The following is a 17,565-nucleotide window of genomic DNA, read 5'->3' as shown; positions in this document are numbered from 1 at the left end:
AATCACGCGGTAGCGGTGTTTGTCGCTTTAGCGGTCTTGTCGTCGTCCTGAGTCATACGGTTCAGTTTCGGCGCGGTCAGCAGCATCAGAGCGGCAATTACCGCAGTCGCGATACCAATCTGCATGAACACGGTACCGTAGACGTTCAGGGAAAGTAGTGGATCGGTTACATTTTCCGGAACAGCCATCAGGTTAGCAATCTTACCAGCAATGATTGCCGCACCGGCAGTGGTCAGGAACCAGCTACCCATGATGAAGCCCATCAAACGCTGAGGAACCAGCTGCGCAACCATGGCCAGTCCCAGGCCGGAGATCATCAGCTCGCCGATAGACTGCAGCGCGTAGCTCAGGATCAGCCAGTTAACGGAAACGATACCTGCGTCGGACGCAAATTTGGTACCCAGTGGCAGTACCAGGAAGGCACCAGAACACAGCACCATACCCAGCGCAAACTTGTGCGGCATCGGCAGACGGTCACCCATCTTGTTATAGATAGCGGCCAGAATTGGGGAACCAATCATGATCCAGAACGGGTTCAGTGCCTGGAACTGCTCAGGTTCAAACGCGATACCCAGAATGGAGTGCTCTACGTTACGGATGGCGAAGAAGTTCAGTGAAGTTGGCATCTGGCTGTACAGCACGAAGAAGATAATCGCTTCCAGCATCAGAATGAACGCCACAATCATCTTGCGACGGGCCGCACCCTGCATGGCGAATGCTTCTTTTGCAAAGATGACCACGATACCCAGCGCAACCACGCCCAGAACGGCACGTGCGATACCCTGGTTGTGCAGCAGCCAGGTGGCGATGGCCGCGAGGACAACAACGCCCACGATGGTGGCCAGCAGTTTGCCCATATGCACAGGCTCGAAGTCAGGTTTTGAACCGTAGTCTTTAACCCAGCTGCGGCAGAACAGGAAGTTCACCACGGTGATCAACATACCCACGAAGCTCAGTGCAAATGCCACGCTCCAGCCGAATTTCGCCGCGAGCCATGGAGTTGCCAGCATAGAGAAGAACGAACCGATGTTGATGGACATGTAGTACATGGTAAATGCACCGTCCAGGCGCGGATCGTCTTTGTTGTAGCAGGTCGAAAGCAGAGAGGACGGGTTCGCTTTGAACAGACCATTACCGACGGCAATCGTCGCCATACCCATATACACGACAGCGGCATCATGCCCTGACCATGCCACCAGACCATAGCCAATCGCCAGGACAATGGCGCCCAGCATGATGACGCGTTTAGTCCCGAGGACTTTATCGCCCAGCCAGCCGCCAATCGCGACCAGACCGTACACCAGAGCACTGAAGGAAGAGAACAGCGTGATGGAATCGGCTTCGGACATACCCAGCTGTTTTACCAGGTAAACCGCCATGATCCCTTGCAGGCCGTAATAACCAAAACGCTCCCATAACTCGATAGAGAAGATGAGATAGAACGCTTTAGGTTGTTTAAAAGCGTTAAGACTCACGCTTTCATCTGTTGGTTTATTGTTTGCAGTAGACACATATACCTCTTTTTTTACATCCCATATTAATGGGGGTGTTCATAGCGTGATGGCCGTAGTCCATACGCCTTATAGTTATATTGGGAGGAGAAACGGCGGGTAATGTTCACTATCCTGCCCCGTCTGGCAATACGTTTGTAATAATCTGTTACATATATCTGGACTGGTATAATCGTCGGTTCATGCAAATGTTATTCAGCGTTAAATTTCATACGATGAGTAAAGGTAGTTTTTTCGACTGGTAATGACCCGTCCGGATCGGCTTTTGGCGATATGTTCTGCTATTTTTCGCTTTACGCAGTGATATAGCCCATATTCTGAAAAATAGATGGTCTTATCTTCGGTGATGGGAGGTGAGTATCTTGTCAGACAAAGGGTTTAGGCCGATTTTGACAACAAAAATTCAACATGAAGTTATCAGGGTGATCGCGATCACAGATGTATAGAAATTTTTGGCCATGAAAAAAGTATTAACCTGTTTGAGCGTTAAACAACCGAACAAGTGACAGGTCAGAGTAAGCGAAAGACGGACAAGTAACGGCCAAAAGAAGAGCATTCGATAGCCCTTCTTGTAATATGGGATTGGGGCGATCAGGGATACACTTTTTCTTTGTATTCGCAGAGATCTTCAATAATGCATGAGCCGCAGCGAGGCTTGCGGGCAATACAGGTATAACGGCCGTGCAGAATCAGCCAGTGATGGCAATCCACCTTAAATTCTGCCGGAACCACTTTCAGCAGCTTCTCTTCGACCTGCTCGACGTTTTTCCCGGGCGCGAAGTTGGTCCGGTTAGACACGCGAAATATATGCGTATCCACGGCGATAGTGGGCCAGCCAAACGCAGTGTTAAGCACCACGTTTGCGGTCTTACGCCCCACGCCCGGTAAGGCTTCCAGCGCAGCGCGGTCCTCCGGCACTTCGCCTCCGTGCTGTTCCAGCAGGATCCGGCAGGTCTTGATGACGTTCTCGGCTTTGCTGTTAAACAGGCCGATGGTTTTGATATACGACTTCACGCCTTCCACGCCCAGCTCCAGCATGGCCTTCGGCGTATTGGCGACCGGATAGAGCAGGGCAGTGGCTTTATTGACGCTCACGTCGGTCGCCTGTGCAGAAAGCAACACCGCGATCAGCAGCTCAAACGGGGAGGTAAAATTCAGCTCCGTCGTCGGGTGCGGGTTCTCGTCCCGCAGACGGGTCAGGATCGCAATGCGCTTTTCTTTATTCATGAAGCCTTCTCGGGTGTCCCTTCCAGAACGCTACGCTCAGCCGCGCGGCGCTTACGTTTTTCATCAATCAGGTATTTTATCGCCAGCATCATGCCAAGGCCAATAAATGCGCCAGGCGGCAGCATCGCCAGCAGGAATGGCGTATCGGTGTGGAACACTTCAACACGCAGCGCTTTGGCCCAGCCGCCGAGCAGCGCATCTGCGCCGTCAAACAGCGTACCGTTACCGAGGATCTCGCGCAGCGAGCCCAGCACGAACATGGCGCATGTGGCACCCATGCCAATGGAAAACCCATCCAGCGCCGACATGGCGGGGCTGTTTTTCACCGCGAAGGCTTCCGCGCGCCCGACAACGATACAGTTGGTGACGATAAGGGGAATAAAGATCCCGAGCGACTGGTACAGGCCAAACGCGTAGGCGTTAATCAGCATCTGAACGATACTGACCACCGACGCAATGATCATGACGTAAATCGGAATACGAATTTCCGACGGCGTCCAGCGGCGCAGGGCAGAGATGGAGAGGTTGGTCAGGGTCAATACCAGCGTGGTTGCCAGACCCAGACCGAGCGCGTTGGTGGCGGTGGACGTTACCGCCAGCAGTGGGCACATGCCCAGAAGCTGTACCAGCGCGGAGTTGTTCTTCCACAACCCCTGGACAATAACCTCTTTAACCTGGCTCATGATTACTCCTCACAGGCCGGAAGATTGTTGATTTGCGCGGGCAGCGTTTCAGCATACAGCCCGGCTCGTTTTACGGCATTCACCACCGCACGTGGGGTGATGGTCGCCCCGGTGAACTGGTCGAATTCGCCGCCATCTTTCTTCACTGCAAACGCGGTGTCACCTTCGCCATGGATCACTTTACCGGCAAAGTGCAAAATCCAGTCGCTCAGACGGGTTTCAATTTTATCGCCAAGACCCGGCGTTTCATGGTGTTCCGTCACGCGGGTGCCCAGTATGGTGCCGGAGAAATCGCTGCCCACAATCAGCTGAATGGCGCCGGAATAGCCGTCAGGCGCCGTCGCTTCCATCACTGCGCCGACCGGTTTATCCCCTTTGCGGGCGATAAAGAGGCGGTGCGGGCCTTTCCCAAGCTGCGGCGCGTCTACCACAAAGCAGCTTTTTTGCAGGTCATTATCGTAGAAATCGGACGGGATCACCTGATCGAACAGCGCCTTTTGCTGCTTCGAGGCCTGTTCTTCGATTGTCGTTTTGGTCAGCGCATTAACCAGTGCCGTCAGCCCCGTCAGGACCGCGGCGAAGACAGCCAGCGTGACGCCGTGTTTTTGCATCGTTTTTAACATGGCGAAACCCTTAGCGATGACCGTACACGCGTGGACGCGTGTAATAGTCGATGAGCGGAACGGTTATGTTGGCAAGCAGGACGGCAAAGGCCACGCCGTCCGGGTAGCCGCCAAAGCTGCGGATAAGCCATACCAGCAGGCCCGCTAGCGCGCCGAAGATCAGACGTCCACGGTTAGTCGTGGACGCTGTGACCGGATCCGTCAGGATAAAGAAGGCACCCAGCATGGTCGCGCCGGAGAGCAAATGCATCTGCGGGCTGGCCAGTGATTCAGGCGAGAAGACCCAGCCCAGCGTGGCGCAAACCGCCAGCGTCACGAGGAAGCTGACCGGAATATGCCAGCGAATGGCTTTCTGCTGCAGCAGGAAAAGGCCGCCCAGCAGATACGCCAGGTTGACCCACTGCCAGCCTGCACCCGCCAGCATGCCGCTGTAGATCGCGGATTTCATGATCTGCTCAACGCTGTGCCCGGCATGCAGGGATGTTTTAAAGGTATCGAGCGGCGTCGCCTGGCTGATACCGTCCACGCCCATGCGCAGCGCGTTCATATCCGCACCGAGCACCGTATGACCGGTAAAGATCACGTGCAGAGCATCCATAAAGCCCGGAACGGTGGCCGCAATCTCATGCGGAGGCAGCCAGCTGGTCATCTGTACCGGGAAGGAGATCAGCAGCACCACGTAGCCAATCATCGCCGGGTTGAACGGGTTATGGCCGAGCCCGCCGTACAGCTGTTTGGCAATGATCACCGCAAACACGGTACCCAGGACCACCATCCACCATGGGGCGAACGGTGGGATACTGATGGCCAGCAGCAGGCCGGTCAACAGTGCGGAGTTATCGGCAAGAATGCGGGAGACAGCCGCCTTGCGCAGCTTAAGCACAAGCGCTTCCGCCGCTAAGGCGCTGGCACAGCCCAGGATTATCTGGAACAGGGTTCCCCAGCCGAAAAACCAGCACTGAACGGCAATGCCCGGCAGCGCCGCCAGGCAGACCAGCATCATGATGCGCGATGTCTGGCGCTGATTGTGGGTGTAAGGGGAGCTTGCGATTCTGAAAACCATTTAATCCTCGTTAACTGCTTGCTGTGCGGCTTTCTTCGCCTGAACGCGCGCAATGGCGGCGGCGACGGCGGCCTTGCGCGGGTCATCGTTGGCGGCCTGCGGTTGCTCATCCTGCTGCGCCGCTTTACGGGCTTTAGCGCGGGCAATTGCCGCTTCGACGGCGGCTTTACGCGGGTCGACCGGCGCTTCGGGTTCTGCGGTTTGTGTCTGCTGCGCCGTTTTGCGCGCTTTAGCACGGGCAATCGCCGCTTCGACGGCCGCTTTGCGAGGGTCGACGGCTTCCTGCTCGACCACTACATTTTGCTCACCGGCTTTGCGGGCTTTGGCCCGGGCAATCGCTGCCTCAACGGCGGCTTTACGCGGGTCGATCTCCGCCTCTGCCTGGACCGTTTGCGCTTTTTCAGCCTGACGGGCGCGCGCTGCGGCCTTACGTGCTTCACGCGCGGCAATCGCTTCGCTGTTGTCCGGCTTCTCGCCGGCCGGGATCACCACAGGCTGCGCCGCAGTGGCTTTTTTCTCGCGAACGCGCGCCAGTGCGGCGTTAATCGCATCCTGATCTTTCTCGGCAGGCTGAACGGCGGCCTGCTTATGGCGCTCCTGACGGGCGATTTTTTCGCGTTCCAGTCGCGCCTGGCGCGCTTCGAAGCGCGCTTTGGCTTCTGCCGCGCGTTTTTCTTCCATGGAGATGGCATAAATTTCAGCCTTCTCCTGGCGGAAATACTGCACCAGAGGAATGTTGCTAGGGCATACCCAGGCGCAGGCACCGCATTCAATGCAATCTGCCAGGTTATGGGCTTTCGCCTTGTCGTGCAGCTGGCCTTTGCTGTACCAGTAGAGCTGCTGCGGCAGCAGATCCGCCGGGCAGGCGTCGGCGCAGGCGCTGCAGCGGATGCAGCCTTTCTCTTCCTGCTCCTCGCCCATTTCGGTCTGAGAAGGCGCGAGCAGACAGTTGGTGATTTTCACTACCGGAACGTCCAGCCACGGCAGGGTAAAGCCCATCAGCGGGCCGCCCATGATCACCATCTGGTCGCTGCCCGGGCAAAACTCAGCCTGTTCCAGCAGATGACGCACCGGCGTACCCAGACGCGCCCAGACGTTGCCCGGACGAGAAATGGATTCCCCGGTCAGCGTCACCACGCGCTCGGTTAACGGTTCGCCGTCAATCACCGCGCGCTTCACGGCGTAAGCGGTGCCGACGTTTTGCATCAGCACGCCGATATCCGAAGAGCGTCCGCCATGCGGGACCTGCTTGCCGGTGAGAATTTGCGTCAGCTGTTTTGCGCCGCCGGAAGGGTACTTGGTCGGGATAACGCGCAGGCTAATATCGTGACTGCCCGCCAGCACGGCGCGCAGCATTGAAATAGCCTGCGGTTTATTGTCTTCGATACCGATCAGCACTTCCCGCGGCTGCAGAATATGCGCGAGGATGCGGATGCCTTCCACTACCTGGGCGGCGCAGTCCTGCATCAGACGATCGTCGGCGGTGATATACGGCTCGCACTCGGCGGCGTTAATAATCAACGTCTGAATGTTATCACCACCGCCGCGGAGTTTGACACCGGTCGGGAAGCCCGCGCCACCCAGACCAGCAACGCCGAACTGATGAATGCGCTCGATAAGCGCTTCGCGACTGTGGGCGCGGTAATCGCTCCAGCCGTCACGGTCAATCCAGCGGTCTTCGCCGTCGGCTTCAATAATCACGCTCAGCTCTGAGAGCGCGGACGGATGAGCCACCGTATGAGGGGCGATAGCGACCACCTTACCGGAGGTGGGGGCGTGCACCGGCAGCATACGTCCGCGACCAAAGGTCAGCGGCTGACCGCGAAGGACGGTATCACCTTCTTTCACGCACAGCTCACCCTCCGCGCCGATGTGCTGCTTGAGCGGCATAACGAAACGGGTCGCCAGCGGAATTTGACGCAGCGGCGTGCCGTTAGACTGGGTTTTCATCTCCGGTGGATGAATACCGCCGTCAAAGTCCCAAATCTTCTCTTTTCTGAAAGCAGAAAATAACTTAAGCATGTTGTTCCACAGGAATATTGCGAACCGGAATGGCTTGAAGATCCCACTTCCAGCTTTCGGTAGTCGTTTCAACCGGGCGCAGCTCGATACATTGCGTCGGGCAGGGGGCCACGCAGAGGTTACAGCCGGTGCAGAGGTCCGCCACGACGGTGTGCATGGCGCGGGTTGCGCCCACAATGGCGTCAACCGGGCAGGCCTGAATACATTTGGTGCAGCCGATACAGTTGGCTTCGTCGATCACGGCCAGCGCGCGGACCGGCTCCTGCACGTCCGCATCGCCGTCAACAGGCTGCGGGTCAACGTTAAGCAGGGCCGCAATTTTCAACATCACCGCTTCGCCACCGGGCGCACAGCGGTTAATTTTTTCACCCTGAACCCCTACCGCTTCGGCATAGGGGCGGCAGCCGGGATAGCCACACTGCCCGCACTGGCTTTGTGGCAGAAGCTCATCAATTTTTTCTACAACGGGATCGTCCTCTACCGCGAAACGGCGGGAGGCGTAGCCCAGGATAAGGCCAAACACCAACCCCAGAACGCTGATAGAGGCGATGGCAATCCAGATAGCATTCATTACAACTTCACCAGACCACTAAAGCCCATAAAGGCCAGAGACATTAAACCTGCGGTCACCAGCGCAATCGCGTTACCGCGGAAGGGCGCAGGGATATCCGCTGCTGCCAGGCGCTCGCGAATGGAGGCGAACAGCACCATCACCAGAGAGAAACCGACTGCCGCAGAGAAACCATACAGCGCCGACTGCATAAAGTTATGGCCAAGGTTGATGTTCAGCAGCGCTACGCCGAGAACCGCACAGTTGGTGGTGATCAGCGGCAGGAAGATACCCAGCAGGCGATAAAGCGCCGGGCTGGTTTTACGCACCACCATTTCGGTAAATTGCACCACCACCGCGATAACCAGAATAAAGGCCAGCGTACGAAGATAGGTTAATCCCAGCGGGATGAGGATCCAGGTATCGATCCACCACGCGCAGATGGACGCCAGCGTCATCACGAAGGTCGTCGCCAGCCCCATACCCATTGCTGTTTCCAGCTTTTTGGAAACGCCCATAAACGGACACAGGCCAAGGAACTTCACCAGAACGAAGTTGTTAACCAGCACGGTGCCGACAAAGAGCAGTAAGTAATCGGTCATTATTTAGCCTGAAATAAAAAAGCCGCCTATTATCGGACAAACCGACGCAGGCGACAACAGGTTATCTGTAGGGTTATTACGGGTTCACGAAGGTGTTTTTCACCCGCGTCGAACGTTTGAAATAGGGCACCAGCAGCGCCGCAGCCAGCAACGGGAATAGCAGCTGACGAACGGCCAGCGCGTCTGATACGGGCGAAAAGGCAAACGCTTTCACCGCCAGCAGGACCGAAATCAGCAGCCAGATAATGTAGTGCTTAGGCACACTCTTGCGGCGTTTAAAGAAGGCGATGGTCAGCCACAGCGTGTAGTACCACATTCCAATCGCGAAAACGAACGACACAAACCACAAAGCAATATTCAGCACGCTTTGCGACATCAGGGTCTGGATGGCGTGAGGGGTAATCAGTGCGGTGGTATACAGCAGCAGCGCAAGCGATGCGCTTAATAAGGCAACCAGCAGCCATGCCAGTGGGGCGATTAACCAGCCTCCAATGCGTTCTCCAGGCGTTGCGGTCATGAACTCTCCCATAATCTGCGCGAAATGTTGTACAGCCAGTTTGCAGGGCGGAGAGTATATAACATTTCGCGCGGATGGCTACTTTCTTATAAAACGTAACGCCATACAGACTTAGGCACTTCACCGACGTTGAACAAACGACCACCGGAAACCAGCTCCGCGCGGCGATGGTCTGCGGCGCGATACATATTAATGATGTCCTGATTATCCGACAGGGTGTAGTTCAGATGGTCAAACAGTTTTTCCAGGCTCTCAAGCGAATTGATCTTGCGAAATTTTAATAAATAGTCCTGAACTGTCATATTAATAAGTTTCCATATAAAAGTGAGTAATACCAGTTAAGGTAATTCGGTCGAATAATAAACGGATTAATAAAGACGTAAACAGCCCACTCAGGTAATGCGACGAAATTAGGAGTTTTCTTTGCTGAAATTCAGGCATCAGACGATGCCTGGAAGAGAAGGTTAACCGTGTTCACCAGGGCTGGCAATACGAAACTGACATATTATGTCACTCTTTATTGCAGTAACCGGTTACTTGGGTTGGGCGATGGTGACAGGCTCCGGCGGCTGGTAGTTATCGATATGGCTGGCGACGCCCAGCAAAATGACCGAAACTCCAAGGACAATCCATCCCGCTAATTCAATGATTCGATTAATAATTGACGTCATAATGCGTAATTGTACTTTATCCATAAAGACAGGGCGCAAATGTTACAGTGACGTCTCCCTGACGGCAAGCGCTTTGGGAACGGTTCCCTTAAACAAAATCAGTAGGTTAATACTATGTAACAAAAACAACCCGTACAACCTGCTATTTTAAGTCATAGGGCACATTATTAATCTGTGCTCATGCCAGGTTAGCCAGTGTGAAATAAGAATGTCATAAAAGAGGATGGCACTATGAGTGATAATATCCGCGTCGGGCTTATCGGCTACGGGTACGCGAGCAAAACGTTTCATGCGCCTCTGATAGCCGGGACGCCGGGGATGGCGCTGGCGGCGGTATCCAGCAGCGATACCGCTAAAGTCCATGCCGACTGGCCTTCCGTGCCGGTTGTCTCTGAACCTAAACACCTTTTCAACGATCCGAATATTGATTTAATCGTCATCCCCACGCCGAACGACACCCACTTTCCGCTGGCAAAGGCCGCGCTGGAGGCCGGTAAGCACGTAGTGGTCGATAAGCCCTTCACCGTGACGCTGTCACAGGCACGCGAGCTGGATGCGCTGGCAAAGAGTCTGGGCAGGCTGCTGTCGGTGTTCCATAACCGCCGCTGGGACAGCGACTTTCTGACGGTAAAAAGGCTTCTCAGTGAAGGCACGCTAGGGGAGATCCTCTTTTTTGAATCGCACTTTGACCGCTTTCGTCCGCAGGTGAGAAACCGCTGGCGCGAGCAGGCCGGTCCGGGCAGCGGCATCTGGTACGATTTAGCCCCGCATCTGCTGGATCAGGCCGTCAATCTTTTTGGTCTGCCGGTGAGCATGACGGTCGATCTCGCCCAGCTCAGGCCCGGCGCGCAGACAACCGATTACTTCCACGCGGTGCTCAGTTACCCGCAGCGGCGGATTGTGCTGCACGGCACGATGGTCGCGGCCGCAGAATCGGCCCGCTATATCATTCACGGTACGCGCGGGAGCTACGTGAAGTTTGGTCTCGATCCGCAGGAAGACAGGCTTAAAAACGGTGAACGTCTGCCGCAGGAAGACTGGGGCTATGATATGCGCGACGGCGTGGTAACGCGGGTCGAAGGCGAGGAGCTGGTCGAGGAGACCTTGCTGACGATACCGGGTAACTATCCGGCGTATTATGCCGCTATCCGCGATGCGCTGAACGGCACGGGAGAGAATCCGGTTCCTGCCAGCCAGGCGATTCAGATTATGGAGCTGATTGAGTTGGGCATCGAATCTGCCAAACATCGCGCGACGCTCTGCCTGGCATAGTTTTTTAATATTTTGTAGGCCGGGTAAGCGTCAGCGCCACCCGGCAACGGTGTTAACCGCGAGCCACTTTATCTTTCAGCGCCTGTTTCTCAGCAGGCGTCAGGAAGGCAATTTCCAGCCCGTTAATCTGTGCCTGACGGATCTGCTCGCGGTTCAGACCCGCCTGCGGTGCGGCGATGTTGTACTCGTGGATAATATCCACGCCCTGAACCGCCGGGTCATCAGTGTTCAGCGAGGCCAGCACGCCGTGCTCGAGGAACGTTTTTAGCGGATGATGCGCCAGCGTCGCCACGGTGCTGGTCTGAATGTTAGACGTCAGGCACGACTCAATCCCGATACGCTGCTCCGCCAGGAAATCCATCAGGGCGCGATCTTCGACCGCCTTCACGCCGTGACCGATACGCTCGGCGCCTAGCTCGCGGATGGCCTGCCAGATGCTTTCCGGGCCAGCCGCTTCACCCGCATGGACAGTAATGTGCCAGCCGGCATCGCGCGCGCGGTTGAAGTGGGAGAGGAACAGGCTGCCCGGGAAGCCCAGCTCGTCGCCGGCGAGGTCGACGGCGGTGATGGCATCGCGATGGGCCAGCAGCGCTTCCAGCTCCTGCAGGCAGGCGGCTTCACCGAACGTACGGCTCATGATGCCGATCAGGCGGGCCTGAACGTCGAAGGTTTTACACCCTTCGCGCACACCTTCAATGACGGCTTCCACCACGCCTGCAACGGGCAGGTTGTGGGTCATCGCCATATAGCCCGGCGAGAAGCGCAGTTCGACGTAGTGCAAGCCGTTGCGGGCAGCATCTTCGATGTTCTCAAACGCCACGCGGCGGCAGGCATCCAGCGACGCCAGCATCTTCACGCCCCAGTCGAGTTTGCTCAGGAAGCTGACCAGGTCCGGTTCATTAGAGGTCACCTGTACGTGAGGGATCAAGGACTCAAGGGTCTGAGCAGGAAGCGTTAAATTGAACTGGCGGCCAAGATCGAGGATGGTTTGGGCACGAATGTTACCGTCAAGGTGACGATGAATATCAGTTAAAGGCAGGCGTGTATCAATCATGGTCGCACTCTTTTCTGGTTAAAGTGCGCCATATTATAAAAACAAAACGGGGTAAAAAGCTATTTGCGCAAGGGAATATTCCGTTGCGCAAATTGATTACAGGAGCGTGTTAATCCCGGCAATGAGGCGTTGCACGCCTTGTTCCAGCTTGCTGCGCGGGCAGCCCGCATTCAGGCGAACAAAGCCATTTCCTTCTTTACCGTAGGTATATCCCGGCATGATGGCGACTTTTTGCTGCTCGATCAGCACTTTTTGCAGCACCCGATCGTCAATGTTCAGCGGACGCAGATCGATCCAGGCCAGATAAGTCGCTTCGGGCGGCTGCCAGTTCAGTTTCGGAAAAGCGCGGTTTACTTCCTGCGCGATATACAACAAATTCTCTTCCAGATAACCCCGCAGGGCATCCAGCCACGGCTCCCCCTGCTGATAGGCGGCGATATGCGCCGTCAGCGCCAGCACGGAAGGGGAAGAGAGTCCGTCCCGGCCTTTTAGCGCGCTGAGGTAACCGTTACGGCTCTCTTCATCGCCGATCAGGCCGTAAGCCCCCGTCAGCGCCGGAATATTAAAGCTTTTCGAGCCGGAGGTGAGAAGCGCCCATTTGCCGCGCGCCACCGCGTTCCACGGCGTGTGACGATGCTCTCCCCACACCATGTCCATATGGATTTCATCGCTGATAACCGCCACGTCATAGCGTGCGCACAGTTCCGCCATCTGCGTCAGTTCATCCCGCGTCCAGACCTTACCGGTCGGGTTTTGCGGGCTGCACAGCAGCAAAATTTTGTTTTCCGGTTTCGCCAGCGCCGCTTCGAGGGCCGCCATATTGCCCTGCCAGCCTGCAGCCTGCTTTTCCATCTCAACCGTCACAACACGACGCGCGTTACCCTCAATGGCTTTGTAAAACGCATCGTATGCCGGGGTGTGAACCACCACGCCGTCGCCGGGGTTTGACCAGAGGCGAATCAATTCAGAGACCATATAAATGACGGAAGGACCGTAAACGATCGATTCGGTCTCAATCTTGCTGTGAAAGCGCTGCTGGAACCAGTGCGCAACGGCGGCGAGAAACTCATCGTTCTTCCAGCGGCTGTAGCCCAACACGCCGTGATTGATGCGCTGATGCAGCGCGTCGGTAATGCAGGGCGCGGTGGCGAAATCCATATCCGAGATGGTGAAGGGCAGCAGGTCGGCCGCGCCAAAGCGGTCGGCGACGTAGTCCCACTGCGTACACCAGGTGCCGTGTCGATCCACGACGGTAGAGAAATCAAACATGACGTTAATCCTTAAAGTAAAACCCCCTCATGAGAGGGGGCTGAGGCATCAGGCTTCTACTGTTCGCATCAGGGTAGCCAGCTCATCCTTCACCGACTGTACCTGCGGGCCGATAACCACCTGCAAATTGTGCTGATTTAACTGTACCACGCCGATAGCCCGGTTGGCTTTCAGGGCGTTGGTATCCACTTTTGACATATCCGCCACCGACAAACGCAGGCGGGTAATGCAGTTATCCAGCGAGGTAATGTTATCCGCACCGCCCAGCGCCGCCAGAATGGCAGGGGTGTTGTAGCCGGATTTGCCCACGGTACCGGCAACCGCCTGTTCCACGCTGGTGGCCGTATCGGTATCGCGGCCTGGCGTTTTCAGGTTAAAGCGGGTGATGGCGAAGCGGAAGATCCCGTAGTACACCACGAACCAGATTGCCGCCACGACCGGGACCAGATACCACTTGGTGGAGAGGCCATGCAGGATGCCGAACACCACGAAGTCGATGACGTTGCCGTCGGTGTTACCGATAGTGACGCCCAGCACCGCCATCACGGTAAAGCCCAGACCGGTCAGCACAGCGTGAATCAGATACAGCACCGGCGCAACGAACAGGAACAGGAACTCGATTGGCTCGGTGGTACCGCCTACGACGCAGGCGATCACGCCGGAAATCAGCAGCCCTTTAATTTTATGACGGTTTTCCGGGCGTGCGCAGTGGTACATCGCCAGCGCGGCACCCGGCAGGCCGCCGAGGAAGGCAGGCATTTTACCCTGAGACAGGAAGCGGGTGGCGCTTTCGGAGAAGCCGTGGGTGGTCGGGCAGCTCAGCTGCGCCTGGAAGATGGTCAACGCACCGCTCACGTCGTGACCGCACACCTCCATCGTCCCGCCCGCTTCGGTGAAGCGAATCAGGGCCACCAGGATGTGCTGCAGGCCAAACGGCAGGAGCAGACGCTCGCCGGTGCCGAAGATCATCGGACCGAAATCTCCCGCGCCGTTGATGATGCGGCCAATGCCGTTGATGCCCATCGCGAAGACCGGCCAGATCAGCGGAATGATCAGACCAAACAGGCCCATCACCACCAGGGTGATAATCGGCACGAAGCGGGTGCCGCCGAAGAAGGCCAGGGCATCCGGCAGACGGATATTGTGGAAGCGCTCGTGCAGCATCCAGATAATCACACCCGCGATCACCGCCCCGAGGATCCCGGTATCAATAGACTGGATGCCAATCACGCTCTGAATGTTGTTGGCCTTCAGCACGGCAGCGTCGGTGGTCGGCAGTATGCCTTTCGCGGTCAGCCAGAAGTTAACCGCGAGGTTCATCACCGCGTAACCCACAAAACCGGCAAACGCCGCGACGCCTTTATTTTCGCGCGCCAGGCCCAGCGGGATAGCGATACAGAACATGACGGGCAGGAAGCTAAACGCAAAGGAGCCGACTTTACTCATCCAGATAAAGATCGCCTGCAGCACGGGAGTACCGAGGAACGGGATCAGCGTGATGACGTCTTTACTGCTTAGCGAGCTGCCGATCCCGAGCATGATCCCGCAGAACGAGAGGAGTGCCACGGGCAGCATAAAGGTTTTACCCAGTTGCTGGAAAAATTCCCACAGCGATATTTTTTGTGCTGCTTTCGCCGTCATAAAACGACTCCTTTATTGTTAAAATCAGTTTGTCTGCTTCAATGCTGCGAGAAGATAAAACGTTTTATCAAAGTTTAGTGCGCGCTAAATCACATTCTCAGGCTTTGACTGGTAGTATAAAGATAACGTATTGATAAAACGTTTTACCGATCTCATTTCAGGGAGTCACGCTGACACATGGCTGTAGCGAAAAAAATCACCATCAACGATGTCGCGCTTGCGGCGGGCGTTTCCGTCAGCACCGTTTCTCTGGTGCTAAGCGGGAAAGGGCGCATCTCTTCCGCGACCGGCCAGCGGGTGAACGAGGCGGTTGAACAGCTGGGCTTTGTGCGTAACCGTCAGGCGTCGGCGCTGCGCGGCGGGCAAAGCGGGGTGATTGGCCTGATTGTTCGCGATCTGACGTCACCTTTCTATGCGGAGTTAACAGCCGGGTTAACCGAAGCGCTTGAAGCACAGGGGCGGATGGTCTTTCTGCTTCACGGCGGTCGCGAGGCCGATCAGCTGCTTTCCCGGCTCGATATGCTGCTGAACCAGGGGGTGGACGGGGTGATCGTCGCCGGGGCATCGGGCGTGGGCAGCGAACTGTGCGAGCGTGCCGCTGAAAAAGGCGTGCCGCTGGTGTTTGCCTCGCGCGCCAGCTACCTCGACGAAGCCGATACGCTACGCCCGGATAACATGCAGGCCGCGCAAATGCTGACCGAGCATCTTATTCGTCGCGGGCATCAGCGCATTGCCTGGCTGGGCGGTAAAAGCTCGTCCCTGACCCGCGCCGAGCGGGTAGGCGGCTACTGCGCGACGCTGATTAAATACGGCCTGCCGTTCCACAGCGAGTGGGTCGTGGAGTGTGAATCCAGCCAGAAGATGGCGGCGGAAGCGATAGGCGCGCTGCTGCGAAGCAGCCCGACGATCAGCGCCGTGATTTGCTATAACGAGGTGATTGCTATGGGGGCCTGGTTTGGCCTGATCCGCGCCGGGCGTCAGAGCGGCGAGGGCGGGGTGGAAACCTTCTTCGGCCACCAGGTGGCGCTGGGGGCGTTCGCCGACGTCGGGGAAAACGCCCTCGACGACCTGCCGATCGTCTGGGCCACCACCCCAGCGCGGGAGATGGGTTACACCCTGGCGGACAGGATTATGCAGCGCATCGACAATGCAGATGTGCAGGCCGGGCACCAGATTGTGGCGGCGCGGCTGGTGACGGTGAAGTAATCTCCGCTGCACATCGCCCGGCGGCGCTGCGCTTGCACGGGCCTACAAGGTCGATCGTAGGCCAGGTAAGCGTCGCCGCGACCCGACAATAAAAAACCCCTCATGCGAGGGGTTTTGACGTTTACTGCTGCGGTGCCGCCGGTTCGGCTGGCGCTGCCGGTTCAGCCGGTTCCGGCATCCCCAGAGCAGGCATACCGAACATGCCGACGAAGTCTTCCAGCGGCATCTTGTCGCCGTTGAGCGTGACCTGGCCGTTGGCGTACTGCAGGCTGGTGGAAATCGTGTTGTTTTCCACTTTGGTGATGCGGAACATCTGGCCCATTGCCGCCAGACCTTTCACCTGCTGGTTCGCCAGCTTGCCGGCATCTTCATCGCCGTAGCCTTCCAGTTTCGCAATCTGGGTCATAAACTCGGTCGCCATATCCATCGGGATGGTCAGCTTGCTGTCGAGCGACTTCACGCTGCGATCCACTTCCTGCGCCAGCGTCTGCGGTTCAACCGTTGCAGTGGCCGGATCTTTCAGGAACAGGGACAGGTTGAAGCTGGTTTCGCCTTTGCTGTTTTTCCAGCTCAGCGGCGCAACGGTTATTACCGGCTCGCCTTTCAGCAGGATTGGCAGGTTGTTGAACAGCACCGCCATCGCCTGCTGCTGGTACACTTCCGGGTTCTGCTGCAGCGCGGTATCGGTCAGCAGCGCCTGGCTCTCTTTACTGTATTTCTGGCTAAACTCGTGCCACGCCTGGCCGTCGATATTGCCGATCTTCAGCGACAGTTTGCCGGTGCCCAGATCCTGATTCTGTACTTTCAGGCTCTTCAGCGTGTAATCCAGCTGGGTATTGATGCTCTTACCGTCTTTGGAAACGTCGGATTTGCCGTTGACGTCCATGCCTTCCAGCACGGCCATCTCTTTCCCTTCAACCGCAATGGCGACTTTATCGAGAGACAGTTTTTGATCGCCAATACGCTCCTGGAAATCGGTCATTCGGCTGTTGCCGTCGGCTTTCAGGTTGCTGAAGGTGAGCTGAACTTTTTGGTTATATTCGTTCACGGCATTGACCAGGCCGCTCTCCGCTTCACCCGTCAGGGAGAACACGTTCCCGTCGCGGTCAGCATCGAGTTTGAAGTGGCCGCCGCTGAAGGCGACTTTTTCATTCTCTTTCTCGTAGTTCAGCGCTTTCAACGCAATATCGGAACTGGTGTCACCGGCATAGCTAATTCGGGTATTAATGTCGAAAGGCGATTCATTCTTTGCCAGGTCAAACAGCGGTTTGGTGACGTCGTTATTCACCAGCACGGTATGAACGGACGCCATCGACGGGATCAGGTTAAAGGACTTCAGCTGCGCCAGCGGCAGCGGACCGTGGCTCACCACCTCGTCCAGCACCACGCTCTGGCCCGGTTTCAGCCAGCCGTTTTCAGCTCCGGCAACCGGCTTCACCACCAGCTGCATACGGCTGGTAAACACACCGCGGTGATAGTTCTGGTAGCTCAGTTCCAGACCTGCTTCCGGCGCGCTGCGCTTAATCTCTCCGTTAGCCTGCGCCACCATCTCAGCCAGACGGCCTTCCAGCTGTTTCCCGGTAAACCAGGAGGCACCCGTCCAGACCACGCCTAACGCTACAATCACTCCAACCGCTACGACCGATTTTTTCAT

General features: G+C 56.7%; 17 protein-coding genes. 2 read left to right on the top strand and 15 right to left on the bottom strand.

The genetic code is table 11. From position 1 onward, the window contains the following. Nucleotides 1-2: 2 nt before the first annotated feature. The 11 genes from dtpA to blr form a co-directional block, all read right to left on the bottom strand. Nucleotides 3-1,511, bottom strand: a complete 1,509-nt coding sequence (gene dtpA / locus AC0TOY_RS11065) for a dipeptide/tripeptide permease DtpA (RefSeq protein WP_024909352.1) — start codon at nucleotides 1,509-1,511, stop codon at nucleotides 3-5. 591 nt (nucleotides 1,512-2,102) lie between these two features. Next, nucleotides 2,103-2,738 (bottom strand): endonuclease III, encoded by a 636-nt coding sequence (gene nth / locus AC0TOY_RS11060; RefSeq protein ID WP_008500570.1) that lies wholly within the window; start codon nucleotides 2,736-2,738, stop codon nucleotides 2,103-2,105. Beyond that, nucleotides 2,735-3,421, bottom strand: coding sequence for an electron transport complex subunit E (locus AC0TOY_RS11055; protein WP_023617347.1), 687 nt, complete (start codon nucleotides 3,419-3,421; stop codon nucleotides 2,735-2,737). Before AC0TOY_RS11055 ends, nth begins: the two co-directional genes overlap by 4 nt. Nucleotides 3,422-3,423: 2 nt before the next feature. Then, nucleotides 3,424-4,044, bottom strand: a complete 621-nt coding sequence (gene rsxG, locus AC0TOY_RS11050; protein ID WP_473721838.1) for an electron transport complex subunit RsxG — start codon at nucleotides 4,042-4,044, stop codon at nucleotides 3,424-3,426. Nucleotides 4,045-4,054: 10 nt separating this feature from the next. Continuing rightward, nucleotides 4,055-5,107 carry an electron transport complex subunit RsxD gene (rsxD, locus tag AC0TOY_RS11045; RefSeq protein WP_048991232.1) on the bottom strand — a complete coding sequence of 351 codons (1,053 nt, stop codon included), beginning with the start codon at nucleotides 5,105-5,107 and terminating at the stop codon, nucleotides 4,055-4,057. Then, nucleotides 5,108-7,129, bottom strand: a complete 2,022-nt coding sequence (gene rsxC / locus AC0TOY_RS11040) for an electron transport complex subunit RsxC (RefSeq protein ID WP_061715410.1) — start codon at nucleotides 7,127-7,129, stop codon at nucleotides 5,108-5,110. Further along, entirely contained in the window at nucleotides 7,122-7,700 is a 579-nt protein-coding gene (rsxB, locus tag AC0TOY_RS11035; protein ID WP_032651039.1) for an electron transport complex subunit RsxB, read from the bottom strand. Before rsxB ends, rsxC begins: the two co-directional genes overlap by 8 nt. After that, entirely contained in the window at nucleotides 7,700-8,281 is a 582-nt protein-coding gene (gene rsxA / locus AC0TOY_RS11030; RefSeq protein WP_008500564.1) for an electron transport complex subunit RsxA, read from the bottom strand. The genes rsxB and rsxA overlap by 1 nt, the downstream gene beginning before the upstream one ends. 76 nt (nucleotides 8,282-8,357) lie before the next feature. Beyond that, nucleotides 8,358-8,798 carry a DUF2569 domain-containing protein gene (locus tag AC0TOY_RS11025; protein ID WP_024909347.1) on the bottom strand — a complete coding sequence of 147 codons (441 nt, stop codon included), beginning with the start codon at nucleotides 8,796-8,798 and terminating at the stop codon, nucleotides 8,358-8,360. Between the two features lie 86 nt (nucleotides 8,799-8,884). Further along, the gene (gene ydgT, locus AC0TOY_RS11020; RefSeq protein ID WP_013096896.1) at nucleotides 8,885-9,100 is read right to left on the bottom strand and encodes a transcription modulator YdgT; all 216 of its coding nucleotides are present in this window, start codon (nucleotides 9,098-9,100) and stop codon (nucleotides 8,885-8,887) included. A gap of 231 nt (nucleotides 9,101-9,331) precedes the next feature. After that, nucleotides 9,332-9,457 (bottom strand): division septum protein Blr, encoded by a 126-nt coding sequence (gene blr, locus AC0TOY_RS11015; RefSeq protein WP_169814161.1) that lies wholly within the window; start codon nucleotides 9,455-9,457, stop codon nucleotides 9,332-9,334. Nucleotides 9,458-9,700: 243 nt separating this feature from the next. On the opposite strand from blr, the gene AC0TOY_RS11010 reads away from it, so the two are divergent. Continuing rightward, complete coding sequence (locus tag AC0TOY_RS11010) at nucleotides 9,701-10,741, top strand: oxidoreductase (protein WP_473721837.1); 1,041 nt, start codon at nucleotides 9,701-9,703, stop codon at nucleotides 10,739-10,741. 52 nt (nucleotides 10,742-10,793) lie between these two features. Here the strand turns inward: AC0TOY_RS11010 and add are convergent, their stop codons facing one another. The 3 genes from add to malX form a co-directional block, all read right to left on the bottom strand. Then, nucleotides 10,794-11,795, bottom strand: coding sequence for an adenosine deaminase (gene add, locus AC0TOY_RS11005; protein ID WP_048991229.1), 1,002 nt, complete (start codon nucleotides 11,793-11,795; stop codon nucleotides 10,794-10,796). 96 nt (nucleotides 11,796-11,891) lie between these two features. Further along, nucleotides 11,892-13,064 (bottom strand): MalY/PatB family protein, encoded by a 1,173-nt coding sequence (locus AC0TOY_RS11000; protein WP_248164210.1) that lies wholly within the window; start codon nucleotides 13,062-13,064, stop codon nucleotides 11,892-11,894. A 48-nt stretch (nucleotides 13,065-13,112) separates the two neighbouring features. After that, entirely contained in the window at nucleotides 13,113-14,705 is a 1,593-nt protein-coding gene (malX, locus tag AC0TOY_RS10995; protein WP_063621468.1) for a maltose/glucose-specific PTS transporter subunit IIBC, read from the bottom strand. A gap of 177 nt (nucleotides 14,706-14,882) precedes the next feature. Between malX and AC0TOY_RS10990 the strand changes: the two genes are divergently transcribed. Beyond that, nucleotides 14,883-15,911 carry a Mal regulon transcriptional regulator MalI gene (locus tag AC0TOY_RS10990; RefSeq protein ID WP_473721836.1) on the top strand — a complete coding sequence of 343 codons (1,029 nt, stop codon included), beginning with the start codon at nucleotides 14,883-14,885 and terminating at the stop codon, nucleotides 15,909-15,911. 121 nt (nucleotides 15,912-16,032) lie between these two features. Here the strand turns inward: AC0TOY_RS10990 and AC0TOY_RS10985 are convergent, their stop codons facing one another. Beyond that, complete coding sequence (locus AC0TOY_RS10985) at nucleotides 16,033-17,565, bottom strand: YdgA family protein (protein ID WP_473721835.1); 1,533 nt, start codon at nucleotides 17,563-17,565, stop codon at nucleotides 16,033-16,035.

The sequence above is a fragment of the Enterobacter sp. PL_is379 genome (genome assembly GCF_055817355.1).
This window is presented reverse-complemented; position numbering and strand designations above follow the sequence as displayed.

Coding starts and splice junctions, on each gene's coding strand:
- AC0TOY_RS10985 (WP_473721835.1), bottom strand. CDS start 17,565: ATGAAAAAATCGGTCGTAGCGGTTGGAGTGATTGTAGCGTTAGGCGTG.
- AC0TOY_RS11000 (WP_248164210.1), bottom strand. CDS start 13,064: ATGTTTGATTTCTCTACCGTCGTGGATCGACACGGCACCTGGTGTACG.
- AC0TOY_RS10990 (WP_473721836.1), top strand. CDS start 14,883: ATGGCTGTAGCGAAAAAAATCACCATCAACGATGTCGCGCTTGCGGCG.
- malX (WP_063621468.1), bottom strand. CDS start 14,705: ATGACGGCGAAAGCAGCACAAAAAATATCGCTGTGGGAATTTTTCCAG.
- rsxD (WP_048991232.1), bottom strand. CDS start 5,107: ATGGTTTTCAGAATCGCAAGCTCCCCTTACACCCACAATCAGCGCCAG.
- rsxA (WP_008500564.1), bottom strand. CDS start 8,281: ATGACCGATTACTTACTGCTCTTTGTCGGCACCGTGCTGGTTAACAAC.
- ydgT (WP_013096896.1), bottom strand. CDS start 9,100: ATGACAGTTCAGGACTATTTATTAAAATTTCGCAAGATCAATTCGCTT.
- AC0TOY_RS11025 (WP_024909347.1), bottom strand. CDS start 8,798: ATGACCGCAACGCCTGGAGAACGCATTGGAGGCTGGTTAATCGCCCCA.
- rsxB (WP_032651039.1), bottom strand. CDS start 7,700: ATGAATGCTATCTGGATTGCCATCGCCTCTATCAGCGTTCTGGGGTTG.
- AC0TOY_RS11055 (WP_023617347.1), bottom strand. CDS start 3,421: ATGAGCCAGGTTAAAGAGGTTATTGTCCAGGGGTTGTGGAAGAACAAC.
- rsxC (WP_061715410.1), bottom strand. CDS start 7,129: ATGCTTAAGTTATTTTCTGCTTTCAGAAAAGAGAAGATTTGGGACTTT.
- add (WP_048991229.1), bottom strand. CDS start 11,795: ATGATTGATACACGCCTGCCTTTAACTGATATTCATCGTCACCTTGAC.
- rsxG (WP_473721838.1), bottom strand. CDS start 4,044: ATGTTAAAAACGATGCAAAAACACGGCGTCACGCTGGCTGTCTTCGCC.
- nth (WP_008500570.1), bottom strand. CDS start 2,738: ATGAATAAAGAAAAGCGCATTGCGATCCTGACCCGTCTGCGGGACGAG.
- AC0TOY_RS11010 (WP_473721837.1), top strand. CDS start 9,701: ATGAGTGATAATATCCGCGTCGGGCTTATCGGCTACGGGTACGCGAGC.